This is a genomic window from Vibrio sp. 2304 (assembly GCF_033339475.1).
Taxonomy (GTDB): Bacteria; Pseudomonadota; Gammaproteobacteria; order Enterobacterales; family Vibrionaceae; genus Vibrio; species Vibrio alginolyticus.
Genome location: NZ_JAWOUQ010000001.1, coordinates 98,856 through 124,408, shown reverse-complemented (window position 1 = coordinate 124,408; position 25,553 = coordinate 98,856). Strand labels below are relative to the sequence as shown.

Here is a 25,553-nt window from a genome sequence, read left to right as displayed (position 1 = left end):
GTGTTTAACGGGGCTTATTTTATTGGGAGCCCGAGATAATTAAGTTCTTCAAGCGCGACCCAAACGAGTACAAGGCCAACAATCACGAATAAAATCATAATCGCCTTTTCATCTTCTTCCATTTTTCAACGCCCTAAAAGCTATTTCAATTAATACACCTTAGGTTATCAGGACAAAAGTCATATTCAGCTCGTTTATAGGGAACTAGCGTCATAGAATGTCGGATATGGGATACAGCTCAAAGATTGCTCTCTTCAAAATCACGTCAGCTTTGATTGAATATAAGTAATGAAGCCAAAGAGTTTGTAATACTCACTAAGTCTTTGATTAACTTATATAGCACTCTGTGGAACCTCAACACAGAGACAAATGGTGTAAAGAAAAATTGTGATTACTTACAGCAAAAAATCAGCTATAAAAGCCGCTTTCTAGATATCGTCGAGATGAAGAAATGAATGATTGGATCCAATTAGAGCAAGTGAGCCAGTATTTCACTACGGGCTCCCTCGGTTACAAACTATTGATGGGCATTTTTGTCCTGATCGCGTATCGCATCCTGAAGAGGGTTGTAAATCGAGCCATCCTAAATTTGGCAACAACGAAAGGTGTAAAAAAGGCTCGTTTGAGTTTTATTCAGCGCTGTTTCAATGTCGCGCTGCTATTTTTGACCGCCTCTATTTTTGCCATTATCACAGGTATTGGCTATGGCGATGTGTCTTTGTTCCTATCGTCCATTTTTGCCGTATTAGGTGTGGCGTTTATCGCGCAGTGGTCAATTCTGAGCAACATCACTGCCAGCTTTTTGATCTTTTTTGTCTTCCCATACCGAGTGGGTGACCGAATTAAAGTCGTAGATAAAGATGAAGACATCTGCGGTGAGATTCAAGAAATCAGTATGTTTCACGTGTTAATTAAGCACGACAACGGAAACTTAATCACTTACCCAAACAACCAGATTTTGCAAAAAGCAGTGCTAAAGCTGGCGAAAAACAAGCCAGAGCCAAGTAAAGTAAAATCTCGGATTTATACTCGCAGAAAGAAATAACCCACTAAAAAGCCGATGTATCTACATCGGCTTTTTAGTATCACTTGGTGGTCACAAATAACCCAAAGTTAATGGCGAAAAACAGTGAAGAGACAAAACGTATAAGCTGAAGGTCACCACTGTATTCTTTCATGATAAAAACATGACACATCGCCGAAACCAAAAGCGCCACTTTAACCAAAGGAAGCTTCTTATTTACGAACCTTAAATAAATACAAAAAATAGAGATGGTGCAAGCAAAGAAAAAATCGTCACTAGTTCCATCTTCCTTAAAATACAAGGACATGGTTTTAGTTAAGCTTATATTTTTAGCTTCATTATGAGCCACCCACTAATATTTAGCGAGATAAGGGCATAAAAGAGGTAAAAAACAAGACTGACCGAAACAAAAAGTAGTGCATGCACTTTTTCTTCTAAGCTCTCTGGATGAACATTCATATCCACATCAAACACACCCGCTATAAAGTGTGCAAATACCGTGGAAGAGGCTGTAGAAAGGCCTCCTACCATAATGATAATAATCCCTCGCCTTAAGAAACGATGAAATGTACTTTTCCCGCCTTGGATCAGATCTGAGTTTACATATTTTAATCTATTTTTCCGCCTATTAATCATCACTAGCATCGGTACCTTTATCATTGTTTCCAAGAGAGTTTTCTACATCTTTAAGATCTTCCTTTAACGCTTTTATACACGACATTCATCGTCGTTGCATTCACTGTAGTTATGCCGTCGACTTACCCTATAAGAAAGCTCTTTAGATACCAATTCGTACTTTATCTATCTCAAATCTCTTCTTGACCTCAACTTAGCTTGAGGTTTTAGCCTTAGTCGCACGATTAAAAATCAACAATGAAAAAAGGAACCATTGTGTCCAAAATTGCGATTATTTATTTCTCTAAAACCGACGTTACTGGTCAGCTTGCTCGCGCGATTGCCGCAGGCGTTGAACAACAAGGCATTAAGCAGCAAGATGACTGTGAAATCCTCTCTCACCGAATTGAAGGCAATGAGATTATTGAGGGACGTTTTGTGAACCCTAAACTAATGGATGAACTTGCTGAGTGTGATGCGATTATCTTTGGCTCACCGACCTATATGGGCGGTGTAGCAGCGCAGTTTAAAGCATTTGCAGATGCAAGCAGTGAATCTTGGTATTACCAAAAATGGGCGAGCAAAATCGCGGCTGGCTTTACCAGTGGTGGGGCAATGAATGGCGACCAATCTTGCACATTACAATATCTACAAACGCTCGCTAACCAACACGGCATGATGTGGGTCGGGTTGGATAAGATCAGCAATTCTGGGGAGCAAAACCTGAATCGTTATGGTGTACAAGGTGGTATTGTTGCACAAGGTGGTGAAGATGGTCAGTTGCATGCTTCTGATGTTGCAACAGCAGAGTATCTTGGCAAACGAGTCGCTATGCTCGTGAACAAGCTCTCCACTCGCTAACAATAAAAAGAAGCCCCGTAAGATACATCTTCGGGGCTTCATATTTATCGCTTGTTTTGAGCGCTACTTCTTGATGTAGAGGTCTTTCGAGTAGATACGACCTTCTACGTTGCTCTTGGCAAAACCGCCAACCGTAGGACGAACCAAACGCGCTTGCATGTAGTAGTAAATCGGTGCGATTGGCATATCCGCCGCCAACAATTGCTCGGCTTGATCATAGAAACCTTGGCGCGCTTTCTCATCGGTTGCGGCCAATGCACTGTTCATCGCGTTGTCGTACGCTTCATTGCTGTAACGTGCAAAGTTACCCGAAGAACCTGAGCGAAGTAAGCTCAGGAAAGTAGACGCTTCATTGTAATCACCACACCAGGAAGCGCGCATCACATCGAAATTGCCTTGTTTACGCGCCACTAAGTATGACTTCCACTCTTGGTTTTCTAACTCCACGTGTGCACCGAGATTTTTTTGTAGCATCGACGCTATCGCAACCGCGATCGATTTGTTTGCCTCACTGGTGTTGTACAGCAATTTAAAATCGAGCGGCTTGTCTTGGCTGTAACCCGCTTCTTTTAACAACTGACGCGCTTTCTCGTCACGTTGTTGCTGACTCCATTTACTATACTCAGGGGGCGTCGCATCAAAACCGGCAGTGTACTGATGCGCAAAGGTGTACGCAGGAAGGTTGCCCACTTGCGTGACACCATTCGTAATCACATCACGCATGATGGAGTACGACACCGCTTGACGCACTCGCGCATCATCAAATGGCGGACGAGTGGTATTGAACGCGAAGTAATACGTGCACAGTAATGGCACCACCGTGTAAGCCTGCTTGTAATCTTGTTTAAGCTTCTGTGCCATATGAGTCGGCACATCGGACGTGATATCCAACTCTCCTGCCGCATAACGATTGATCGACGCGTTTTGGTTTTCAAACGGAATGTAAGTCACTCTGTTTAGATGCGTATCTGCGCTGTCCCAGTAACTTGGACTCTTAACCAGTTCAATGCGCTCATTCACGACCCACTTATCCAATGTGAATGCACCGTTGCTAACAAATTGGTCTGGATCGCTCCACGGCTTGTCGCGGTTTTCCACTGTCGCTTGATGCACTGGCATCATGGACGTGTGCCCAGTCATAGCAACAAAGTACGGCACTTGACTGTCCAACTCAAAACGTAGGGTGTATTTATCCACTGCCTTGATACCGAGATCGTCCAAAGGCTTTTTGCCCTCTGCTACATCGGTGATGTTTTTGATCTTGGTGAGTTTGAGATACCAAACATTTGGAGAAGCGGTTTTCGGATCTACCGCTCGGCGCAGTGAATAGACAAAATCATCCGCTGTCACAGGCTCGCCATTCGACCATTTCGCGTCTTTGCGCAAGTGAAAAGTAAAGGTTTGGTTGTCGTTGGTTTCCCATGATTCTGCCACACCGGGAATAATGTTTCCGTCACGATCTTGAATCACAAGCCCTTCAAATAAGTCACGAATCACATGCATTTCTGGCAGACCTTCGGCTTTCGCTGGGTCAAGCGTCGCCGCCTCTGCGTCATTCGCACGTACTAAATGCTGTTCTGTGGCAAGTTGAATGCCTTTAGGTAAGGTCTCCGCAGCAACTGATGTAGCAAGAAAAGGGGTGAATAAAGAGGAAATCAGCAACGCCGTTGAATGTTTTTTAAAATCCATATCGTTTTTCGTTCTCCTAACGCGTCTTGTGAAGCAAGTGCCACAATTAACATTTCAACCGTTGACGAGTTTAAACGGTTCAGTTTAGCTAGGTGTAATTAGCTTAGATATTGATACTACTTCATCAATCAGGAGATTACGGTGAGTCTAATTCCAAGAACGGAAAGAGCGGCATTTTTAATTCGGCCAACATCATACGGTCAATCCGTGCTTGGTGCGCCATTACTGTATTTTCCGGCTCAAGTCGAAAGTGCTTCGCGAGGTTTGATTTTGGCAGGCACTCACGGGGACGAGACGGCCTCGATTGCAGGTTTGTCCTGCGCGCTAAGAAGCTTGCCTGCTGAAAACTTACGACATGATGTGATTCTGTCAATGAATCCTGACGGCAACCAACTAGGCACACGCGCAAATGCAAACCAAGTGGATCTCAATCGCGCGTTTCCAACCCAAAATTGGACTGAGCATGGCACAGTGTATCGATGGAGCTCTCACACACCCGTTCGAGACGTACAGGTAAAAACTGGCACTAAAAACCAACTAGAGCCTGAAGTTAGCGCATTAATTAACTTGATTGAACTGCGCAAGCCAAAGTTTGTGGTGTCGTTTCATGAACCGCTTGCGTTTGTGGATGATCCCAAACATTCCGACCTTGCCAAATGGCTCGGCGAGCAGTTTCAGCTGCCAATCGTGGACGATGTCGACTACGAAACACCCGGCTCATTCGGCACTTGGTGTAGTGAACGTGATTTACCTTGCATCACGTTGGAGTTACCGGCAATTTCTGCCGATCTCACCATTGAAAAGCATCTATCCGCTTTTATTGCTTTACTGAGGCACGATCCGGATCTCTAGTCCGCTGTTAAACAAGCGATCATGTGAGGATCTGTTTGATGTCGGTACTGATATCGCTGATCAACTGACGGGCACTGTCGTCTCTTTGCTGAACCAAGATGATAAACAGCAAATCGGTGATCACGTTTTGCGCGGTACGCGAAGCAATGGATGAGCTGCGATGTTCCGTTTCATTGGCAATCGTATCAAACGTAATATCGGCAATACCGCGCAAGCGACTTCTTCCAGGCGCAGATAACGCAATCACCTTCGCGCCCTGCTCTTTTGCCGCTTCTGCCGCGACGAGAATTTCTTTGCGCTCACCCGAAAACGAGATTGCGATCTGAACATCTTCTGGAGAGAGCGTGCGGGCAACAGCAATCTGCACGTGGCTGTCTTGTTCAGAAAGCGCCGTAATACCAAGTTTAAGCAGTTTAAAGCTTAAATCCTTCGCGGTCAGTGCAGAGCCCCCAATCCCGACCACTTGCACTCGACGCGCTTCACTCAACCATTTCACCGCTTGGTGACACGCTTCGTAAGACAGCGTATTGGTGGTTTGAAACATAGCGTCGGTTTTCGCTTTCACCAGTTTCTGTGAAATAACCGCAATGGGGTCGTCAGCCAAAATATCACTGTGCAGCGGTGTCGACTGCATCGCATGCTTACGGCCAATCTCTTCATTCAGAGCTAACTTAAACTCGCTGTAACCTTTAAAGCCGATACGCTGAGTAAATTTCACAATGCTCGATTGACTCACTTTTACTTGCGCCGCAAGTTCTTGGCTGGTGAGCAGCGCCGCCTTTTCTGCGTTTTCAACAATCCAATCGCCAACCAAACGACCACTTTGCGAAAGCTGAGTACGCCTCGCGACTATCTTATTGATAACTGACACAACAAAAACCTCAAAAATTTTAAATAAATTATTCCAAATCAGAAATAATAGGCGTTTGATTTAACCCCCTGATTATTCTAACCAAGACAGTTAATCCCGGACGTAATAGACGTATATTTTCTCTCATTATTCCAAATTTCTCCTGCATAAAGAATAACCTCAAGTGTGATTTTTATCACCAAACCTGAATATTTTATTCCATAAAATCGCCCTCAGATTGAACATTACGAAGAGTGCAAAACATGAAAATTGATTTAAGCAGATTGGTGACAGAAAGCCGTAACCCAGCCAGTGCCGAGATCGATACGCTTTCGACCATCGAGATGCTGCAAGTCATTAATGAAGAGGATCAAAAAGTCCCGCTCGCGTTAAAAGCGGTGCTACCACAAATTGCAGAGACAGTTGACGCAATTACCCAAGCTTTTGCAAATGGTGGCCGTTTAATTTACATGGGAGCTGGTACGTCAGGTCGCTTAGGCATTCTTGATGCAAGCGAGTGTCCTCCTACCTACGGCACGCATCCAGATATGGTGATTGGCTTAATTGCTGGTGGACATCAAGCGATTTTAAAAGCGGTAGAAAACGCAGAAGACAACGCGAAAATGGGTCAAGACGACTTAAAAGCACTTCACCTCACCAAGCATGACGTGGTTGTAGGCATTGCAGCGAGTGGCCGTACACCTTATGTACTAGGTGGTTTGGACTACGCTAAATCCATCGGAGCCACGACCGCATCTATCGCTTGTAATCCAGAATGTACCATGGCAGAAGCGGCCGACATCGCGATTCTGCCGATAGTTGGCGCAGAGGTTGTCACTGGATCTTCTCGCATGAAAGCCGGCACCGCACAAAAACTGGTGCTAAACATGCTCACGACAGGCGCAATGATTCGTAGCGGTAAGGTATTTGGCAACTTAATGGTGGATGTAGAAGCCACTAACGCCAAGCTCATCCAACGCCAAACCAACATTGTTGTGGAAGCAACCGACGCATCAAAAGAAGAAGCAGAGCGAGCATTAAATGCCTGCGGTCGCCACTGCAAAACCGCCATCTTAATGATTTTGGCCGATTTGGATGCCAAACAAGCCAAATCACGCCTCGCCGCGCACAACGGCTTTATTCGCGCAGCACTAAATAATAACTAAATAATCCGAGTTCTGAAGGATAGACCCTATGGCAAAAATAACTTCAAACACAGTATCGCAGTTGCTGTCCGCAGTGGGTGGCAGTAACAACGTAAGCAAATGTGGTAACTGTATGACGCGTTTGCGTTTATCGCTCGCCAACAATGGCTTGGCTGATCAATCAGTTATCAAGCAAATTCCCGGCGTAATGGGTGTGGTGGAAAGCGATGAGCAGTTTCAGATCATTCTCGGTCCCGGAAAAGCTCAACAAGCGGCTGAGATGATGAATCAATTGATCGACAGCTTAACCTCTGGTGACAGTGAAGAAGCAGATATGCCGCAACAAGATCTTTCTGCCGTCGCGGCCGAGCAGAAAAAACAGATGAAGAGCAAACAAACCAGTGCGGTTCAGCGTTTTTTAAGCAAGTTTGCCACCATCTTTACGCCGTTGATCCCTGGTTTTATTGCCGCTGGTCTGTTGTTAGGTTTTGCGACGTTATTGGAACAAATGTTTGTTCTCGACCAGACACCAAGCCAGTTTATGCTAGATTTGATCGCCTACATGAAAGTCTTTGGTAAGGGTCTGTTTGCTTTCCTAAGTATTCTGATTGGTTACAACGCGCAGCAAGCGTTTGGCGGCTCTGGTGTTAATGGTGCCATTCTCGCCTCTTTGTTTGTGCTGGGTTACAACCCAGAGGCTACATCCGGCATTTACTCTGGCATGAACGAGTTTTTCGGCTTTGCGATTGATCCGCGCGGCAACATTATCGGCGTACTTTTGGCAGCGATCATCGGTGCACAAGTCGAGCGTAAGGTTCGTCAATACATGCCTGATGATCTGGACATGATCTTAACGTCCGTTATCACTCTATTGATCATGGGTGCGGTAACCTTCTTGATCATCATGCCGATCGGCGGCGAGTTATTTAAAGGGATGTCTTGGTTGTTCCTCAACTTAAACGATAACCCATTAGGCGCTGCAATCTTGGCAGGTTTGTTCTTAATTTCTGTGGTATTTGGCATCCACCAGGGTTTTGTTCCAGTGTACTTCGCATTGATGGAAGCACAGGGCTTTAACTCGCTATTCCCTATCCTGGCAATGGCTGGTGGCGGTCAGGTTGGCGCGTCAATGGCGCTGTATTTCAAAGCCAAAAAAGACGCTCTACTGCGCACTCAAGTTAAAGGCGCTATTATTCCGGGTCTTCTAGGCATTGGCGAACCATTGATTTACGGCGTGACATTACCACGCGTAAAACCATTCGTTACCGCTTGTATTGGTGGTGCTGCGGGCGGCTTCTTTATCGGTTTAGTTTCTTACCTTGGCTTACCAGTTGGTCTTAATACGGTGTTTGGCCCGTCCGGTATCGTGGCGATTCCTCTCATGACATCTGAAAATGGCATCTTCCCGGGCATGATGGTGTTTGTTGCCGGACTGCTTATCTCTTACATCGTCGGCTTCCTCGCGACTTACTTCTTTGGCTGCAAAGACGTCGATTTAAGCTAAATCATTCTTCCCCTATAGGAATGGACTAGCTCGCGCCCTTGGCAAACAAGGGCGCACCCTCTCTCTACTTCACGACAATTTTTCTTATTCCGTTACTCGGAAGAGGCTTTGTCGTACCTAAAACAATAGAAATGAAAGGTCGTTAATCATGAAAAAGCACATTTTGGCTCTACTTCTCCCTACATTGATGGCATCAAACGCAATGGCAGCGCAGCTGTATCAAGCGGAAGATGGGTCAGTTTTAAATATTTACTCTCGTCTTGGTTTCAATGTCACCAGTAAAAATGACGAGCACGGCGATGCAAATGGCGAGTTTGATGGCCGTATTGGTTTAAACGGTTCACAAACCATCAACGAGTACGCGTCGATCATCGGCCAAGCGCAATACCAAGTGGGTGCAGCTGAATACGCAAACCAAGTAAACGACAAACCATCTCTGACTGCACGTTATGTATGGGCGGGTATTGATGCGAAAGATTATGGTCGTATTACTGGTGGTCGCGTGGCATCTGGATTGATTATGTTTACCGACATTGGTGATGTGTTCGCCTCTTCCGATGTTTCTATGGCGCGCCAAGCGAATAAAGTCGACAAAACCGCGACGCAAGTTTTCCGTCAAGATGGCACGCTGCAATATCAAAACAGCCTAGGTAATTTCGACTTTTCTGTCGCGTACATTTTAGGAAACAACACTTCTGAGCTCGACTACGGTTACAACGCTGCACTGCGTTATACGCTAGACATGGGGAATTTGGGTACCTTGGCGCCAGTGGTGGCGATGCAGAAAAATAAAGGTGATGCACGTGAAAGCAACGACACCGATTACACATTCTGGGGCGCAGGTACGCGTTACTACCTAGGTGATTTGATGTTGGGTGCGTTGTACTCGGAAGATGAACTAGAGGGCTATTACTCACAAACCAGCACCGACAAAGTGATGGAATTGACGGCGGTTTACAGTGTAAATGACAAATGGGCACTGCGTGCTGGTTATCGTTCTTTAGAAAACAGTTATGGTGACGAGCTAGAGCTGAAAGATACAACGCTAGAAGTGCAATACAAACTGACGCCTCGTTCTTCTATCTACACAAACTACGTTGATCGTAACGGCTCGCGTGGCTACAGCAATGGACAAGAAGTCTCGTTTGGCGGTGCGCACGCAGACGAAAGCTACTACCACTTAGGTCTGCGTTACGAGCTGTAAGCACGATACTTAATGTAAGTTAGCTGAATCCATGAGCTTCTTCTGTGTCCGGTCAGTAGTTATTGCCTTTAATGCTGATTTGAAGAAGCTCACCCTCGTAATATGTTTTCTTCGTTACCTGTTTTGACCAACACGCCTGCATCAGGAAAACTGGTGACAGTGTTTTCGCATTCCTTTGCTTCCTCAATTGTTGCTAAGTTTGTTGTCGCTATTCGCCGACAGAATATATGTTCCTAAAGTGTTCGATGAACGCTCGCGTTCTTCTTGGTAAGTGCTCACGTTTTGGGTAAAGCAGATAAAGCGGCAAAATCGCATCCGTTTGCCATTCTGGCAGCAAACTCACGAGTTGTTCTTTTTGTGCAGGGTCGAGTTTAGCCAGTGCAAATTCATCTAACATGGCTACACCACAGCCAGTCAAAGTAGCATCCAACATGGACTGGACAAGATTAAAACTCAGCGTACTTTCTAACTCAATGCTGCACTGCTGTTGAGTTTGCTTATGCGTAAACGTCCACTTGTCTAACACCAAGTCACGACTTTTATAAAGGATGTGCTCTAAGTCACCAAGCTCCTCTGGCGTACTTACATTTGGTTTATCAGCTAAATACGAGCGATGAGCGATCGGTTTACAGTGTAAAGTGCGTAGCTGATGGCCGACGTATCCCTCTGGGGGAGTATCGGTAAAGTAGAATGCGATATCAAACCCAGCCTCAATCAAGTCGAGAGGTGTCTCTGTGAAGATCACTTCAACACTCACTTGTGGATGTTGCAATCGAAACTCGATCAATGTTTGGCTGAGTAACGCAGCTCCGAAAGAAGCGGACGCCGCTATTCTCAATTTTCCCGATACGATCTCGTTTGCCATGACTTGCTCATTGATCTGCTCAGCGCCTTCGAGCAGTTGCTTTACCTGCTGATAAAACCGCAAACCATCGTAGGTCAAATTAAACTGGCGCGTAGTTCGCTGAATAAGCTGCACCGACAATATGTCTTCAAGCTGTTTAAGTTGCCGACTTACATGCGCATTCGAACAATTCAGTCGCTTTGCTGCACCAGCAATACTTCGTTCCTCACACAAAGCGACGTAAAGTGGTACGTAGCTGAGCCATTTTATTTCCATACAGTAATTCTGAATCTCTAAAATCAAACTACTGGAAATAATAGAAAGCCTCTAAACTCTGTACAACCTAAATTTGAAAGGATGAGTTATGAGTGTTTTCGACACGTGGTTAAAAGGTCAAGTCATTAAAGATCACATCACTAATCCCAATATCATCGTTGGCGATTACAGCTATTACTCGGGCTTCTATCATCAAAAAAGCTTCGAAGAGCAAGCGGTACGCTACTTGTTGGGTGACCCCGTCACACTTCAAGAATGGCAAAGTAGAGAACCCGATAGCATCGACAAATTAATCATTGGCAAGTTTTGTTCCATCGCTTCTGGAGCCACCTTCATGATGGCAGGAAACCAAGGTCATCGCATTGACTGGATTTCGACCTTCCCCTTCTCTCCTGAAGAATTTGGAGAAGGCGTACAAGACGGTTTCGAGCGTGCCGGAGATACAGTGGTGGGGAACGATGTTTGGATTGGCAGTGAGGCGATGATCATGCCCGGAGTAAACATCGGCGATGGAGCCGTCATCGGAGCACGCGCCGTAGTGACGAAAGACGTGCAACCTTATTCGGTGGTGGTTGGAAACAACCAAGTCGTACGTCAACGATTTAGCGATAAAGAGATTGAGACTCTACTCAATATCCAATGGTGGAACTGGCCAATAGAACACATTAAACAAGCAATGAAAGTAATGTGTAGCAGCCAAGCCGGTGCGCTTGCGGACTACTATCAAGAGCACATTGTCGATTTGTAGATAAACAAAAGCCCACACATCTTGTTGCGACGTGTGGGCTCAATGAGTAAGAAAGCTTAAACCGCAGCGACGTCCTCTTCTTCCAAGTTCGCCGAGACTTTAATTTCGTATTGATTGAAACGGAACGAACAACCGCCATGAGTGCGCTTTGTCGTTACTTGTTCGTCGCCAAACTGCACCGTCACGCGTGTGAAGACACGCTCTTTGGCTTCGACAATATTTTCTTCTAACGCGACTTCAAAGTCATGTTCCGTTTGTTCTAGCTTTTGCTTTATCGCTTCAAGCTGCTCGTTGTTTTGTGTTTTCATCACGTCAATCTGAGCTTGTTCTTCGTCGGTACGTTCGGCTTTAGGACGTTTCTTAAATTCGAGCTCTTTACGAATCACATCCATCGTGCCTTCTTGAGCGCGTTTGTATTGATCTTTGAGCTCTGCTAATCGCTCCTTAAATGCAGAATAGCGCGCGAACGCTTCTACCTTAGTGGCGGTGTCGCCTTCTACGCCCAATTGTAAGCACACCACTTTGTCACCGACTTTTGCATCTCCGCCGCTGAGCGTACCGTTCCTACCGTTCGCATCCAGCACCGTCAGATTGCGCCCACAAACAATATCGTTATTCATGCTGTGCACCGCCAACTCAATATCTTCGCCAGCTTGCAAATCACAATATTGGGCGTAGCTGGCACGAATCGAACCTTTGGCTTTGACGTGACAACTCTTTGGCTGGCCATCACTCACGGTGTGGCCAATGATCCCTTTACCAACTTGAATGTCGTCTTGCGCTTGTACGTCAGCCGATTCAATGAAGCCGCCTACAGTAATAGAGCCCGTCGCTTTAACAATCATTCCGGATTCGATGTTGCCACCGATAATCACATTCCCTTTGAATTTCACGTGACCTGTATTCACGCCAACGCTATTGAGACAGAGTGCGTTATCAACTTCAATGGTTTTGTCTTTAATTAGAGGCGTACCGGATACCGATGCAATCAATAGGTTTGGGTCGTGCTTGCTTATCTCGGTGCCCTTGCCTGGCTTCATTGGGCTGTCTTTTCCAGCTTGTGGAGGAATCACTCGCCCTTGAACAGTAAAACCTGGCGTACCTTTGGTCGCAGGCGTGCGGCGCATCACCTCATCGCCTACGTCAACCGCGATAGTTTCACCGAGGTTACGTAAATCAATTTTGTCGCTAGCAGATTGGCCGTCTTTGGGTTTGAGGATGCGTTTGGTGATGTCTTTAACGAGAGGAGTAAAAAGAGCGTCTTTGCCTTTGATAGGTTGCTTACCAACCGCTACAGGTTGAGAAAAAGTTTCGCCGGGTTTGAGCTGAGTGCTGACAACCAACACTTTCTTCAAAGCCAGTTTGTTGATGCCTTTCGAAACTCGCGCTTGAGCAAGGGCTTGAACAATCTCGGGGCCACGTAAACCTCGGCCTCCGTACGCACCGACAACGTTCATACTGGCGAGCATGTCATTATTCGATAATTCGACCTCAACTTGCGCGTTGCGTTTTTCCGCAATGACGATGCCTTCGTAAGCTTCGGCTTTACGTTCTTTGGCGCAGTTAATGAACCTAACGACTTCCCCCTCAACAACAAACATCCTTTCAGCGTTCATTGCGACGAGCTGCTCGTTTAATTCATTTTGATTTAGCTCACCACCGAGGTCCACTTCTCCCGGAAGACGGGCTATCACCTTGGTCTTATCTTCAGATAACTCAAGACACAGCTTCCACATACCCTTACCACTTTGCTTCCCATCAACACTTTCAGTCTAACCAAATCCGTTTTCTGAACAAACCTCGCATTTCTTATTATAGGGCTCACGTCACTAAAGAAAGTAATCCATCAATAACGGTTAAACAGCATATTAAGAGAAAACTCGATTTAACCTAAAGCTCAATCAAAATACACGCTGAAACAAAAAGGAGCTGGATTTACAGTGTAAAATCAGCTCCCAATAATTTCATTTACAGTGTAAATTTCCCTTTATTGTTTACAGTGTAAATCGCTCCAAATGTGTCTTACTTCGTCCCTTAACTGCTGCTCAACTTGCCTTCTTCCAGGTAAACCAAATTGCTGAGCACATTCAGTCCAACTACGGTTAAGAAAAAGCTTACTAATCATCAAGTCGGAAACAGAGTTCAAACCTAAATTAAGTAACCACTGTTGAAGCCACACAGACACAGACTCATAACTGTTACCACCATCAGCATAACATTCAATTAGTAATAACTTAGCGGGATGAAGTGGACTCATTCCCAAAGGTTGCGGCAATAGAGCTCGAAAAATAGGGGCTTCTAATTTTGGATAGACGTCAGCCACATTGTTAGACAACATTTCTTCAAATAGCGCCTGAGATTGGTCGACCCAAGCCGTCTGTTGGGAATCACAAGGTTTGACCATCAAGACTGAATAACAACCGCTAGCAGCATCGCGCATTGACCCTAAGCGAATTGTACGGAAGTTCGATTGTCGCCAGAAATAGAGCAACTCTTCCGTCGCACCAAAACTCGTGGATAAGTAGGCAATGTGTTTAGCAGCCATTTGCTCAAGTTGCTGCAGAATTTTTTGACCAATGCCTTTGCCTTGCAATGCTGGATGAACCGCAATTCTCATGACTCGCAGCGTCGATAGATTCGCGACATTCGGGAATCCTAGGTGGTTTGCAATCGTAATTGGGGCTAAGTGTCCTTTAGGACGACGCTTACCAAGCTGGATTTCTTCAATCAATTCATCGTCAAGGCCCCCCTCTTCGACCGCTAATATCACCCCCACAACCGCATTATCTTGCTTAGCAAAATAGAGCTGACTGTTGTCGTCTTGCAAAAGGTGAATCAAATCATTCGGCGAGGTCTGATAATGAGCATTCACCAAAAGAGCGAAGCACTCACGCAGCAAACTAGGCTGCGATATCAAATTGTTCTTATCGGCTTTAGAAAGGGAAATTGAGTCGACCTGTTTAAGTTGATGGTGCGTTAACTCCGCATCCAACAAAAACGCGTCATAGAGCCATGATTCAAGCGCATCATTCATGCTCCAGCGGATGGGCTGTGTCATGTGCCATGTTTTCATTCCCGAACGCTGTTTCTGAAGCCAATCAACAAATTTAATCGTAAAGCCCCGGCCACAACCTTCATAACCATGAACAGTCGTAGAAAAAACGAGTCGATGATAATGTTCGGTAATGCTTTTGAGCATAGGAACTGGAATTGCAGCCGCTTCATCGACAAGTAACAAATCACATTCAGGTCTGCTCGATAGAAGTTCGTCAGGAGCAATGAATTGAATGGCTCCCTGCCCTGATTCTAATCTGTCCTTCTTAATGCGCTGTGCGTTAGGGAGTAAACGTAAAGCATGTTGGTAAACAGGCTCAACGGCTTTTATAGATGGTGCCGTAATTAAGATTCTAAGTGGCTTCTGCTGTAATAAGTTCGCACACGCAATGCCGAGGGCACTTGTTTTTCCGCGCCCACGATCAGCGGTCAAAATTAACGGTCGCTTTCGATGTCCTGTCACCACCTTTTCAATTAGAGAAATGGCATGTTCTTGTTCCGTGTAGTGGCTTTCTTTTTCTGCTTGCTTGATGTCTGGAGCCGTTGGCAATGGTTTGTCTTGCTCAATAACAACGAGCTTCTCCCACTGTTTGTGCATCCATTGCTGAGCAAAATTCGCATTTTGTCGCAGCTCAGTAATGACAATAAGAAAACCGCCGCCAACCAATGAGCCAAGCGCGGCGGTAAAACTATTGGCGTCAAAGCCATTTCGAGCATCAAACAATAGAACGTCACACTCTCTGCCTAGCAACATGTGTCCTTGTTTAGACGAAACACTGGATACGTTTTTCAAACCAAAATCACCAACAGAAAACCAACGTTGATGGCGCTGCGTTTTATGGAACTCTGACATCAACGCATTTTGCCAAGAAGCCTCGCCTTGAATGACAACACCAATCCTTTGGAAAGATTGGTGAGCTTGATGTTGAAGTGATGAAAGGAAATCAGATTGTGTCTGCATTTTGTCTATCCAACGTTGAACTGACGCAATGGTATCACATCTTTAATTTGACGCTTCTCAGATATAAAAAAACCGCCCGGAGGCGGTTGATTCAATCATCATTTGTTATTGCAGTTTGGTTTGTACAAACGCAAGAATCTCTTCCATTAAGCTGTCGTCAACTTTCTTCAAGTTCAACGCCAGGCTGCTACCTTTTCGGCTATAGCTTGCTCGACCTTTAACTAAGTCGACTTTTTCCGTCTTCTTACCAGGTTTTGCTGGTGCAAGTTCAGTAATCCAATTTTCGATGCTTTCCGTGACTTCTTTTGTCAGACGAGCAACGCCTTGAGCTGCGCTTCGCTGCCATAAAAATCCTTCGCTAGAGCGACATTTATCTAACAGCTCTTGCTGCTGCTCTGGCGTTAGCGTTGAAAACTGTTTGTGCAGTTTCACGATTGTTGGGCGACCGAGATCGCCAACATTCGGATACGCTTGAAGCAGTTCTAACGGTAATGCTGCGGCTTTTAAAGCGCCACTTACCAACGCTTCACTGCACTGGAACATTTTTGCCAATGCTTTCTGATCCTCAGCTTCACCACTATCAAGCTTAGCCTGCATCTCTTTACCTTTTTCGTATAAAGAGAGCGGTTTGTGAGCATTTGCCACATCAGACAAAAACTTAGCATGGTCAGTATTGATGTTGTCAGCAACATAAACCAAAAAATCTTGTTCAGCGAGGATACAAGACATGCGACGACGGCTACCATCTAAAACTTCGATCTTGCCATCTTCAGTTCTACGACCCACAGCTGGATATTGTTGGCCACGCTCTTTGAGTGTGACTAAAACATCAGATAAAGCATGTTCGTTTAAGAACGATTGCTCACGAGCGTTATCAACAAATACTGTTGTTTCTGTCGCAACTTTATTTGCAGGAATACGCACAAGTTCAAACTGAACAATATTTTCACCTGCAACTGCTAGTTCAATCGTTTGAGCTTTATCTTTTGCCGCAGTTTGCGCCTCTTGCGGAGTCACAACACGACGCTTATTCGTTTTGCCAAATAATTTCGCGTTTAATTCAGACGTTTTCAAAGCCATTTACTTATTACCCCTGATTCAATGACGGCCAATTAGAGTGCAGCACACGCTCTAATTCCAGTGCGCTTTTATGAACAGCGTCTTGCGCGGTAGCTAGTGTCTTCTTACCGCCTTCAAAATCGCTTACTGTCAGATCAAATACTGTGCTGTAGGTATCGGCACAGGTTTCAAACGCACGGCTACGAGGAATAGTAGCCATCATAACTTGGTCACCTAGAAGATAGTTCATTTCAGTTAAAACAGAAACTTGCTTCTTATTGTCGTCCTCAAACATGGTTGGCATCAAGCGAACAAACTCAAGACCATTCCAGTCCTCCGGGAACATTTCATATACCGTAGGCAAATGCTGGAAGAAGTTTACTGTTGAAGCCCAGTCCAGGCGCTTAGCCGCACAAGGAATTAGCAAGGCATTTGATGCATACATAGCATTCCATACTAATGGGTCAACGTGTGGACCGGTATCAATCATAATGATATCGAAGTCATCAGCAATTTTATCAATCAGTTGCTCTTTCAGCAGACGGACGATATCGAGTGATGGGTCTTCAGATAGCGTTTGCCATGCTTCCGCATTAAACATCGCGTCTTCTGGAAACGCTGAAATCGACTTTAAGTTCGGATATTGCGTTGGCAGCAATACGTTTTTACGTAAAAATTCACTGTCAATTTCCACACCATCAGGCACGTTACCCAACATAATGTCTACCGCAGAATAGATATTATCATGCTCTGCCATGCTGATTTGCGGGTTGAGGAATAAACGTAGCGAGCCTTGTGGGTCTAAGTCGATTAAACAAATACGGTATCGTTTATCCAAATTTAGCGCTAAACATGCCGCTAAATGAACCGCGGTCATTGATTTACCTGTACCGCCCTTTTGGTTCTGCACATTAATAATCCAAGGTTTGTTACCTGAATTCTTTTTACGCTCATGAAATTTAGGCACTTCAGCCGCATCCATGAGCATGTGTGCTTCTTCTAACGTAATTGAATAATGATTCGCGTTGTTTTTGGTAAATTGATGCCCAGCGGCTTCCATTTTACCAATCGCGTCGTCGAGCTTACGGCGAGTTAGACCAGAACGGGTTTCCATCATCGCTTTCGACATTGGTGGGAAGTAGTTATCGCTTCGCTCTTCTAAAACAATTTCAATACGGTCAGCTTGAACCTGCTGAGTCAGCTCCGCTAACTCAAGAAGGTTTTCAATCGTTTTTTCTCTTTTCATGCCAAATTCCGTTGGAAGGATTTATAATTGCAATTGTACAGCAGTAAAGACCAAAAACAACAAAAAGGTGCACGAACATTTTGAATTACCATCACATAAAAAAACACCCAAATCGACGCTTTTATGATTTATGGTCAAAAAGATAACTATTTTTAATCAAATAATCTTCGCATAAGTGGACACCTAAACTTAAAAATAAAAAGTGTTACAGCGTCACTCATTTACAATGTAAATCAATTTTCTACCGGAACGATTATAATCTTAAGCTAAATTACGGATTATGTTAGACCAACCTAATTTAAACGAAAAATAGTAAGTAATATCGGAACAATAAAGACCTGAACACCTTGATCATGTCTCCGAACAAAATAGGGCAGTTCCAGCGAAACATCTATGGAAGTATGATCAAGGTATACTTATGATCATGCTTCCGTGTTAATAAACAAATCCGAAAGCATGATCATGGCAAAATTGAGCAGAGTACGCTGTAAACACGCAAATAAAATAAGATCCATTAATCGGAAATATGATCAAGCCTTAGAATCTCTCGGAAGCATGAGTTTTCTTCTCTGATTTACGGTTGAGTGCAGACAGAATGGGGGATTGAGCAGAAATTGACGGTATAGAAGCCGGAACAATGAAATTGCGCAAGTTGCTATGATAAATCACACTCTCATGATCATGCTTCCTGTAAATAAGCAGAGACTAGGATTTACTTCTAAATATGAGCGACTTGAATGTATTTTAATCAGATGAGTGATATCTCATCAATATGGACGCCAGAACGATAGATATATTGGCTCTTGATCATCGATCCGAGTATAAATAACATTACCAATGCACAATATAATCATCGTGAAGATCATTATTAAATACTGCATCTGTGGATAACCTGTAAAAACATCATGATCATCGTTTCAAGACTCTTTTGATCATCTTTTCATAACCTTAATGATCATGCTTACGAATAAATATGATCATGCTTTCAGGTTATTGTTGATCATACTTTCAGACTTCTTATGATCATAGTTCCGAAATACATGAAAATAATAGCCTTATAGAACAAAAGCTTAGAGGAAAATTCCAAGCCAGATCATTAGATCATATAATCAATTAAGATCAGATTAATCAAAAAGATCAGTTATTTAAAAAACAATCTTTTTTCTTTATTTATGATCTGTTTTTCTTTATTCTTCGGAACCATAGCACAACTACGGCTAGTGTGATCTGGATCTAAAATGACGGCTGATGAAAAAATTCTGATTAAAGCACCGAGAAGCCACAAAGATGGCCATCTTTTTGAGGTACATGAATCCTCTGCGGATTGGGTAGAACAGTACCAACATTTCAAAGGGGTGACTAAAAGCATCTTAGAGTTGCTTAATCTGATCTCATTACGAGGCTTCAGCAGCAAGGATGGTTTGGTTTCAACCACAGAGATTGTGGAAGCAACAGATGGGCAACTCACACGTGCAGCCCTGCAACAACGTTTGCGCGCGGCAGTAAATATTGGTTTATTTACTCAAACTCCAGTGCGTTTTGAAGAGGGACTTGCTGGTAAAACGATGCTACATAAATTTGTGAATCCCAATCAGCTTATATCTGTGTTGGGAGCAACAAGTCTTGTTACCGACAAAGTTCGCCAGAACGAAAAACAAAAACGTTCGAAAGCATTGGCTCAGACTCAAGTAAACAAACGTTTGTTGAATGAGCACGGGTTAAACACACCTCCCACGATGAAAGATGAAGCCGATCAATTTGTTGTATCTCCAACAAATTGGGCTGGGATCATTGACCAAGCACTTGCGCCACCAAGAACTCGAAAAAGTTATCAGAAATCCATGGTGTCGATCTCTGGCACAAAAGCCGTTATCGAGACGCGATCATCCAAAAATATCATGACTGTGGATGATCTCATGACCCTGTTCGCTCTCTTCACGTTAACGGTTCAGTATCATGATCATCACAAAGATCAGTATCAGCTTGATGCTGCTCACGTACCAAACAAAACGCCGCTATACATCACTGATATTTTGTCGCTCAGAGGCAAAAAAGACAGTGGCCCAGCTCGTGATTCCATCCGTGACAGTATCGATCGTATCGAGTTTACCGATTTCCAACTGCATGAACTCACTGGCCGATGGCTCAGTGAAAATATGCCCGAAGGCTTTAAGAGTGACCGCTTCCGCTTCTTAGCCCGTACCATCACGGCTTCAGAAGAAGCGCCCGTTGAGGGCAGTGATGGCGAAATTCGTATTAAACCCAACTTATACATCTTGGTGTGGGAACCGTCGTTCTACGAAGAACTACTAACACGCGATTATTTCTTCTTGTTCCCACCAGAAATCCTGAAACAGCATACGTTGGTGTTCCAGCTGTATTCGTTTTTCCGTAGCCGTATGGTGCGCCGACACACAGATTGCATGCTGTTGAGCGAGTTAAATCAGAAGCTTGCACGTAACATTGAATGGCGTCGGTTCTCAATGGATCTGATCCGTGAGCTGAAACGCTTGTCAGACGGCAAAGGGACAGACGATCTTTTTGTGGTGAACTTATGGGGCTATCACTTAACGATCGAAACCATGATCGAAAATGACAAAGTGATGGACTACCAGATCGATATCAAATGTGATGTCGAAGAGGTCTTACGTTATTCGCGAGCGCGTACAACCAACGCAGGTAAGCGCAACATGGCGCCTACGCTGCCAAACCCGCTTCGTAATGAGATGGTAACCCGACAGCAGCTTGAGGAGCTCTCAGGCATCATAGACGGCGAATTTGAGCCCATTCAACGCAAAGCACCGTCTCCAAGAGGAAATTTAGGGCGACGCGTGAAGCAAAGAAAACATTTGGTAGAGATCAATGCTGATGAGATCACCATTACTCTATCTAAATATACCTCACCAGAGGCTCTAGAACGCAGTATAACGGCTTTGTCTGCGATGACAGGGCACTCGTATGCCTCAATCAAAGAAGAGTGCTCAGATTACATAGAGAAGCTCGATTGGCTAAGGGTAGGGGATGAGCCGATTCCTTATGAGACATTAAGTAAAACCGTCGAGCTGTTTAACACCCAGAACGATGTTAAGCATCTTACCATCGAGCGCTTGATTGCGGGGTTAGCGGTGCGTCGGAAAGTTTGTCGTCAAATCTTCGATGGTCACATGGATGAAATGGTATTTCGTGCCTTGGATGAAATGGCGATTTAAAAGTGTCGCTTGATGTGTATCAAGCTATAGGTGTGATGTATCGGTTTGAAATGTAACAATGTCTTTCGATGATAAAAAACAGACTTAACTCTTACAAACCACTGACATTAGAAGCCAAGCCTAATACTACTATTTATCCCGAATAGACAACCTTTTGTCCTTTCTGATGATTAATAGATTGGCTCATATTGTTACATTCATTCTGAATAGACTTCGCGAGTTTCTCCTCAGGAAACTCGCTTTTTTTTGCCTAAAATTCCGCTAATTAAGCCTTGATCATTTTTCCGGACTAATGAGGTAAACCTTGATCATGCTTCTTGGGTTCATTCCAATGTAATGAACGCATCAACGCAACATGTGATTCGATTAAGCTATGGGCTTGTTCCTGCCACTTGTTTTGATCACACTGCTGATTACAAAACTCTAACGCCACAACGGTGAGATGCTGAAGTCGTCTCAAACACCAATCTTTGATCAGAATATCAGTCGAGACTTGGCATGCTGCTTGTTCAAGCTTTGCACTCGTATAAAGCAAGGTTTGATATGCTTTCTGAGGGTCTTGGTAGCTTGCATGTTGAAACACGCGTAAACATCCATCCAACCAGCAAGCAATCGCTTTACTTTGAAGATCACTCAATTCGGGTCCAAACACGTCATCAGGCACCTGATATAAGATCGTTTCCAATTTTTCTACTTGATCATGTTTCCGCTGTTCGTACCACATGGCGATTTGATCTTGCCAAGTACTCAAATCCATTACGCTGCCTCAGTCCATTGTTTTACATAGTGATTTGGCCCTATTTGATCAAATTCGTCGACAATTATGCTGCTACGTTGACGAATTTCATCGGCATCTATCGAATAGTTTGGCTCATTTTTCACTAAGTTACCAAAAGGTAAGTCAGGATCAGGAACGGCAGAAATCAACAGCTTAGTATAAGGATGCTGCGGATTCTTAAGTATTGAATGAGTGTCGCCCCATTCAACGATTTGCCCTTTGTACATTACTGCGGTTTCTTCCGCGATGTAGTGCGCAGTCGCCAGATCATGTGTGATGTATAAAAAACCAATTCCCAGTTCTTGCTTCATTCGTTGCATTAAATTCAACACTCCCAAGCGAATAGAAACATCCAGCATAGACGTAGGCTCATCCGCAAGAATGATTTGCGAACCTACCGCTAAAGCCCTTGCTAAGTTTACTCGCTGACGTTGCCCACCACTGAGTTCGTGAGGGAACTTATTCAATGTCTCTTCAGGTAGTTCCACCAGCTTTAGAAGCTCTTCCAAGCGGGCTGGGATGTCGCGCTCGTTTTTGACTTGTTTATGAATTTTCAAAGGACGTGTTAGGTGATGGCGAATGGTATGAGTTGGATTGAGAGAGCCAAACGGATCTTGAAACACCATTTGTACTTTACTGCGATATTCTTGTAGAGCCGATCGTGACGTGATCTCATTTATGTCAGTGCCATTGAAAAGGATCTCGCCTTCCGTTGCAGGATAGACTTTGGTTATTAAACGAGCGCAAGTACTCTTACCGCAGCCTGACTCTCCAACCAAAGCCAAGGTTTTTCCTGCGTACAGATCAAAAGTCACTCCTTGAAGCGCACGAAAGGTTTCCTCTTTCGCTAAACCACCGCCCACTTTGAATTCTTTAATCACATTTTTCATTTGGATGATAGGCTGGCTCATGGTTACGCTCCTTGTAACTCTGGTTGTTTGTGGACGTCATGGATGTTTGGGAAAGAAGCCCATAGCTTTTGCGTGTAGGGGTGTTGAGGATGATTGCGTATATCGTATGCTCGATTGACTTCGACGATTTCTCCGTGACGCATGATTGCAATTCGATCACATAGTTGGCTCATGAGTGCCAGGTCATGAGTGATAAAGAGGACTGAAAAACCGAACTCATCTCTAAGCTGATAAATTTGCTGTAAAATTTCTCTCTGTACCACTACATCTAATGCTGTTGTGGGTTCATCCATAATGATCAGTTTTGGATTTAGAGACAAAGCAATGGCTATCACCAAGCGCTGACGCATTCCTCCTGAAAATTGATGAGGATATTCTGCTAAGCGTTCTCGAGGAATATTGACCAAGTCCAACAACTTTTCTGCTCTATCTTTTGCTTGAGCGTTAGTGAGGCCTTGATGGTGTCGTAACACATCTGCAAATTGCTCTTGTATCGTTAAGACAGGGTTGAGTGAGTTCATCGCGCTCTGGAACACCATGGCGATTTCACTCCACCTTAGAGCGGTCAGTTCAGAGTCTGAGATACTAAGGATATCTTTGCCATCAAACCATATTTTACCGCCAGAAATGAACGCTGGCGGCTTATGAAGACGATTTATTGAGAATGCGATTGTGCTTTTACCACATCCAGATTCACCGGCAAGACCAAATACTTCGCCTTTGCCGATATCAAAGCTGACGGACTTTACCGCATTAAAATCACCATTATCAGTGATGTAATCGACGCACAAATCTCGGATCTGGATGACCGGGTCATTGTGGTATGCATGACTTAAGTTAATACCATCCATATAAACACCTTATCAATCTAAAAGATAATTATTATCATTATCAGGTGTGGCGGTTTTTAGAAAGTATCAAGCTATGAATCAGTGAAGTGACTCGAAAGTTAGGTGAAACAGGAAGTGGTGTAATGCGTCGTTGATAAAACTAAAGAAGAGCAGAATTGAGAGCTAGATCAGCACACTTTTCGTAGGGGGAATTACTCAAATTTAATCGTAAATTTGTCCCTTGGCAAAACTTAAATGATGAATCTATTAAGGAGTTAACGAAAGGGCGGGAGGGGTCACATTTCCCTACAGTTTTTCTTACCACCTTGTTCCGGTTTTGCTATAGATTACGCATCGAAAACATGGTGTGTTCGGAGGAAATATGTCCATTAATTCTATCGACCATGACGAGATGACCAACATCGCTCACAAATGGGAATTACCTGATGAGGAAACCGTTGTGAAGCCAGAGAAAACAGTGAAATCAGCAGAAGCCAGAAGACGCATTGAAGCGTTACGTGAGATCCGTGAAAGTGGGTTGACCATTGAAGAAGCAAGGGAGCTTGGCTTGATACACTGATCGCCTCAGGTTGGTTTAGCAACCCATAGGGTAGTCGACGGACTGCCCTTTTTATTTTTTCACTCTATTACTCTCTTATTCAAAACCTCCATTTATCTGTCTTGCGCCTCAAAAGCACGAGTTTCACACTCACGTCCCGTCCCGTCCCGTCCCGAAGAAGTTTGACAATCTGACCTTGTGTTACTAGATATATCAGTAGCGATATGCTTTTTGTTGATTATCGCAACCACAAAGCAAGGAGCGCAAGTATGGTTGATCAAATCCTTTTTTATGAGCCCGATGAGCCCCACGGTTTTCTCTCAAATTTTTGCCATGCCCCAGTCAATATCTCCTCCCAAACTTGGCCCACCAGCGAACATTATTACCAAGCCCAAAAGTTTCTCGATGCTCAGTTGCAAAGTAAAATTCAGCACGCAAGCACCCCTGATGAAGCGTTTGCTTTAAGCCGTAAATACGAACACTTTGTCAGAAGCGATTGGGACGATATAAAGTTGGCTGTTATGGCTTTCATCGTTAGGGAAAAGTTTCTACAAAATCCACCATTAGCGCAGCAATTAATGAGAACGGGTAACGCTTGCCTAACAGAGCATTCTCATAAAGATGCCTTTTGGGGAGACGGGGGAGATGGTAAAGGAGAAAATCATCTAGGAGAGATTCTGATGAATGTTCGAGCAGAGCTGAGACATGTTGAGCCTTACAATCTCGTGAAGTTTATCGATAAAGCCAAATTGCCCACCCAGTGGGGCACATTTATGATGTACGGCTTTATTGAAGCCGCGACAAATAAAGAGCATCTTGCTCTGGTCTATGGCGAGCCAACAAAAAGTGCAGCACCACTTATTCGGTTGCATTCGGAGTGTCTTACCGGAGATGCTCTATTTAGCACGCGTTGTGACTGTGGTTTTCAGCTTAATAGAGCGCTACAAAACATCGTCAAAGAGGGATGTGGCGTGCTGCTTTATTTACGTCAAGAAGGGCGTGGAATCGGCTTGATTAATAAAATTCGTGCCTATCACTTACAAGATGATGGCGCAGATACCGTGGAAGCAAATGAGCGTTTAGGTTTTGCCGCTGATATGCGTGATTACGCGTTCTGTAAAGGAATGCTAGAGCATTTGGGGATTGACGCTGTGCGTCTAATGACGAATAACCCACGCAAGCTCGCCGCCTTAAAAGCGGTTGATATTAACGTCATTGAACGAGTGCCATTACAAGAAGGGAATAACCCAAGTAATCAACATTACCTGCAAACCAAGGCGAGTAAGTTGGGGCACATGTTTGATCCTAAGTTTGTTAACCACACTAAGTAAGTG

At 44.3% G+C, this 25,553-nt stretch carries 21 protein-coding genes; 10 read left to right on the top strand and 11 right to left on the bottom strand.

The window, feature by feature from the left end:
• Positions 1–451 precede the first annotated feature (451 nt).
• Positions 452–1,045, top strand: coding sequence for a mechanosensitive ion channel family protein (locus R7P64_RS00620; RefSeq protein WP_065275558.1), 594 nt, complete (start codon positions 452–454; stop codon positions 1,043–1,045).
• A gap of 300 nt (positions 1,046–1,345) precedes the next feature.
• On the opposite strand, the gene R7P64_RS00615 is transcribed toward R7P64_RS00620, so the two are convergent.
• Positions 1,346–1,684, bottom strand: coding sequence for a hypothetical protein (locus tag R7P64_RS00615; protein WP_017821886.1), 339 nt, complete (start codon positions 1,682–1,684; stop codon positions 1,346–1,348).
• A gap of 231 nt (positions 1,685–1,915) precedes the next feature.
• Here R7P64_RS00615 and R7P64_RS00610 point away from each other — a divergent pair, with 231 nt between their 5' ends.
• Positions 1,916–2,500, top strand: coding sequence for a flavodoxin family protein (locus tag R7P64_RS00610; protein WP_017635653.1), 585 nt, complete (start codon positions 1,916–1,918; stop codon positions 2,498–2,500).
• 63 nt (positions 2,501–2,563) lie between these two features.
• Here R7P64_RS00610 and R7P64_RS00605 read toward each other — a convergent pair whose 3' ends face one another.
• A complete protein-coding gene (locus tag R7P64_RS00605; RefSeq protein ID WP_318123026.1) occupies positions 2,564–4,189 on the bottom strand; it encodes an ABC transporter substrate-binding protein in 1,626 nt (541 codons plus the stop codon).
• Between the two features lie 141 nt (positions 4,190–4,330).
• Here R7P64_RS00605 and mpaA point away from each other — a divergent pair, with 141 nt between their 5' ends.
• The gene (gene mpaA, locus R7P64_RS00600) at positions 4,331–5,041 is read left to right on the top strand and encodes a murein tripeptide amidase MpaA (RefSeq protein WP_005383577.1); all 711 of its coding nucleotides are present in this window, start codon (positions 4,331–4,333) and stop codon (positions 5,039–5,041) included.
• A 19-nt stretch (positions 5,042–5,060) separates the two neighbouring features.
• On the opposite strand, the gene R7P64_RS00595 is transcribed toward mpaA, so the two are convergent.
• Positions 5,061–5,912, bottom strand: a complete 852-nt coding sequence (locus R7P64_RS00595; RefSeq protein WP_033907250.1) for a MurR/RpiR family transcriptional regulator — start codon at positions 5,910–5,912, stop codon at positions 5,061–5,063.
• 242 nt (positions 5,913–6,154) lie between these two features.
• On the opposite strand from R7P64_RS00595, the gene murQ reads away from it, so the two are divergent.
• From murQ to R7P64_RS00580, 3 genes are all read left to right on the top strand, one after another.
• Complete coding sequence (gene murQ / locus R7P64_RS00590; protein WP_318123025.1) at positions 6,155–7,057, top strand: N-acetylmuramic acid 6-phosphate etherase; 903 nt, start codon at positions 6,155–6,157, stop codon at positions 7,055–7,057.
• A 28-nt stretch (positions 7,058–7,085) separates the two neighbouring features.
• Entirely contained in the window at positions 7,086–8,540 is a 1,455-nt protein-coding gene (gene murP, locus R7P64_RS00585) for a PTS N-acetylmuramic acid transporter subunit IIBC (protein ID WP_062730872.1), read from the top strand.
• Between the two features lie 148 nt (positions 8,541–8,688).
• Positions 8,689–9,744 carry a porin gene (locus R7P64_RS00580; protein WP_318118592.1) on the top strand — a complete coding sequence of 352 codons (1,056 nt, stop codon included), beginning with the start codon at positions 8,689–8,691 and terminating at the stop codon, positions 9,742–9,744.
• A 208-nt stretch (positions 9,745–9,952) separates the two neighbouring features.
• Here the strand turns inward: R7P64_RS00580 and R7P64_RS00575 are convergent, their stop codons facing one another.
• On the bottom strand, positions 9,953–10,864 hold the full coding sequence (locus R7P64_RS00575) for a LysR family transcriptional regulator (RefSeq protein WP_085569464.1): 912 nt from the start codon (positions 10,862–10,864) through the stop codon (positions 9,953–9,955).
• 88 nt (positions 10,865–10,952) lie between these two features.
• Here R7P64_RS00575 and catC point away from each other — a divergent pair, with 88 nt between their 5' ends.
• Positions 10,953–11,612 carry a type C chloramphenicol O-acetyltransferase gene (gene catC / locus R7P64_RS00570; RefSeq protein ID WP_213970781.1) on the top strand — a complete coding sequence of 220 codons (660 nt, stop codon included), beginning with the start codon at positions 10,953–10,955 and terminating at the stop codon, positions 11,610–11,612.
• Positions 11,613–11,668: 56 nt separating this feature from the next.
• Here the strand turns inward: catC and R7P64_RS00565 are convergent, their stop codons facing one another.
• The 4 genes from R7P64_RS00565 to R7P64_RS00550 all read right to left on the bottom strand — a co-directional run bounded on the left by R7P64_RS00565 (position 11,669) and on the right by R7P64_RS00550 (position 17,932).
• Positions 11,669–13,348 carry a DUF342 domain-containing protein gene (locus R7P64_RS00565; RefSeq protein ID WP_020838336.1) on the bottom strand — a complete coding sequence of 560 codons (1,680 nt, stop codon included), beginning with the start codon at positions 13,346–13,348 and terminating at the stop codon, positions 11,669–11,671.
• 251 nt (positions 13,349–13,599) lie between these two features.
• Complete coding sequence (locus R7P64_RS00560; protein ID WP_017821874.1) at positions 13,600–15,627, bottom strand: tRNA(Met) cytidine acetyltransferase TmcA; 2,028 nt, start codon at positions 15,625–15,627, stop codon at positions 13,600–13,602.
• A gap of 105 nt (positions 15,628–15,732) precedes the next feature.
• A complete protein-coding gene (locus R7P64_RS00555; RefSeq protein WP_318123024.1) occupies positions 15,733–16,707 on the bottom strand; it encodes a ParB/RepB/Spo0J family partition protein in 975 nt (324 codons plus the stop codon).
• Between the two features lie 7 nt (positions 16,708–16,714).
• Positions 16,715–17,932 carry an AAA family ATPase gene (locus tag R7P64_RS00550; RefSeq protein WP_005374503.1) on the bottom strand — a complete coding sequence of 406 codons (1,218 nt, stop codon included), beginning with the start codon at positions 17,930–17,932 and terminating at the stop codon, positions 16,715–16,717.
• A 1,238-nt stretch (positions 17,933–19,170) separates the two neighbouring features.
• Here R7P64_RS00550 and R7P64_RS00545 point away from each other — a divergent pair.
• Entirely contained in the window at positions 19,171–21,141 is a 1,971-nt protein-coding gene (locus R7P64_RS00545) for a replication initiator protein RctB domain-containing protein (RefSeq protein ID WP_005374502.1), read from the top strand.
• 289 nt (positions 21,142–21,430) lie between these two features.
• On the opposite strand, the gene R7P64_RS00540 is transcribed toward R7P64_RS00545, so the two are convergent.
• The 3 genes from R7P64_RS00540 to R7P64_RS00530 are packed head-to-tail and all read right to left on the bottom strand — an operon-like array spanning position 21,431 to position 23,681.
• On the bottom strand, positions 21,431–21,898 hold the full coding sequence (locus R7P64_RS00540) for a hypothetical protein (RefSeq protein ID WP_047102478.1): 468 nt from the start codon (positions 21,896–21,898) through the stop codon (positions 21,431–21,433).
• Positions 21,898–22,830, bottom strand: coding sequence for an ATP-binding cassette domain-containing protein (locus R7P64_RS00535; protein WP_017821873.1), 933 nt, complete (start codon positions 22,828–22,830; stop codon positions 21,898–21,900). Before R7P64_RS00535 ends, R7P64_RS00540 begins: the two co-directional genes overlap by 1 nt.
• 2 nt (positions 22,831–22,832) lie before the next feature.
• Entirely contained in the window at positions 22,833–23,681 is an 849-nt protein-coding gene (locus R7P64_RS00530) for an ABC transporter ATP-binding protein (protein ID WP_005374497.1), read from the bottom strand.
• A gap of 361 nt (positions 23,682–24,042) precedes the next feature.
• On the opposite strand from R7P64_RS00530, the gene R7P64_RS00525 reads away from it, so the two are divergent.
• Both R7P64_RS00525 and ribA read left to right on the top strand, forming a co-directional pair.
• Positions 24,043–24,240, top strand: a complete 198-nt coding sequence (locus R7P64_RS00525) for a PA3496 family putative envelope integrity protein (protein ID WP_005374493.1) — start codon at positions 24,043–24,045, stop codon at positions 24,238–24,240.
• 248 nt (positions 24,241–24,488) lie between these two features.
• Positions 24,489–25,550 (top strand): GTP cyclohydrolase II, encoded by a 1,062-nt coding sequence (gene ribA / locus R7P64_RS00520; protein ID WP_017635221.1) that lies wholly within the window; start codon positions 24,489–24,491, stop codon positions 25,548–25,550.
• Positions 25,551–25,553: the final 3 nt, after the last annotated feature.

Coding starts and splice junctions, on each gene's coding strand:
- R7P64_RS00615 (WP_017821886.1), bottom strand. CDS start 1,684: ATGATAAAGGTACCGATGCTAGTGATGATTAATAGGCGGAAAAATAGA.
- R7P64_RS00555 (WP_318123024.1), bottom strand. CDS start 16,707: ATGGCTTTGAAAACGTCTGAATTAAACGCGAAATTATTTGGCAAAACG.
- murP (WP_062730872.1), top strand. CDS start 7,086: ATGGCAAAAATAACTTCAAACACAGTATCGCAGTTGCTGTCCGCAGTG.
- R7P64_RS00545 (WP_005374502.1), top strand. CDS start 19,171: ATGACGGCTGATGAAAAAATTCTGATTAAAGCACCGAGAAGCCACAAA.
- R7P64_RS00535 (WP_017821873.1), bottom strand. CDS start 22,830: ATGAGCCAGCCTATCATCCAAATGAAAAATGTGATTAAAGAATTCAAA.
- R7P64_RS00525 (WP_005374493.1), top strand. CDS start 24,043: ATGTCCATTAATTCTATCGACCATGACGAGATGACCAACATCGCTCAC.
- R7P64_RS00620 (WP_065275558.1), top strand. CDS start 452: ATGAATGATTGGATCCAATTAGAGCAAGTGAGCCAGTATTTCACTACG.
- R7P64_RS00575 (WP_085569464.1), bottom strand. CDS start 10,864: ATGGAAATAAAATGGCTCAGCTACGTACCACTTTACGTCGCTTTGTGT.
- murQ (WP_318123025.1), top strand. CDS start 6,155: ATGAAAATTGATTTAAGCAGATTGGTGACAGAAAGCCGTAACCCAGCC.
- R7P64_RS00605 (WP_318123026.1), bottom strand. CDS start 4,189: ATGGATTTTAAAAAACATTCAACGGCGTTGCTGATTTCCTCTTTATTC.
- R7P64_RS00530 (WP_005374497.1), bottom strand. CDS start 23,681: ATGGATGGTATTAACTTAAGTCATGCATACCACAATGACCCGGTCATC.
- R7P64_RS00560 (WP_017821874.1), bottom strand. CDS start 15,627: ATGCAGACACAATCTGATTTCCTTTCATCACTTCAACATCAAGCTCAC.
- R7P64_RS00565 (WP_020838336.1), bottom strand. CDS start 13,348: ATGTGGAAGCTGTGTCTTGAGTTATCTGAAGATAAGACCAAGGTGATA.
- ribA (WP_017635221.1), top strand. CDS start 24,489: ATGGTTGATCAAATCCTTTTTTATGAGCCCGATGAGCCCCACGGTTTT.
- R7P64_RS00550 (WP_005374503.1), bottom strand. CDS start 17,932: ATGAAAAGAGAAAAAACGATTGAAAACCTTCTTGAGTTAGCGGAGCTG.
- R7P64_RS00540 (WP_047102478.1), bottom strand. CDS start 21,898: ATGGATTTGAGTACTTGGCAAGATCAAATCGCCATGTGGTACGAACAG.
- catC (WP_213970781.1), top strand. CDS start 10,953: ATGAGTGTTTTCGACACGTGGTTAAAAGGTCAAGTCATTAAAGATCAC.
- R7P64_RS00580 (WP_318118592.1), top strand. CDS start 8,689: ATGAAAAAGCACATTTTGGCTCTACTTCTCCCTACATTGATGGCATCA.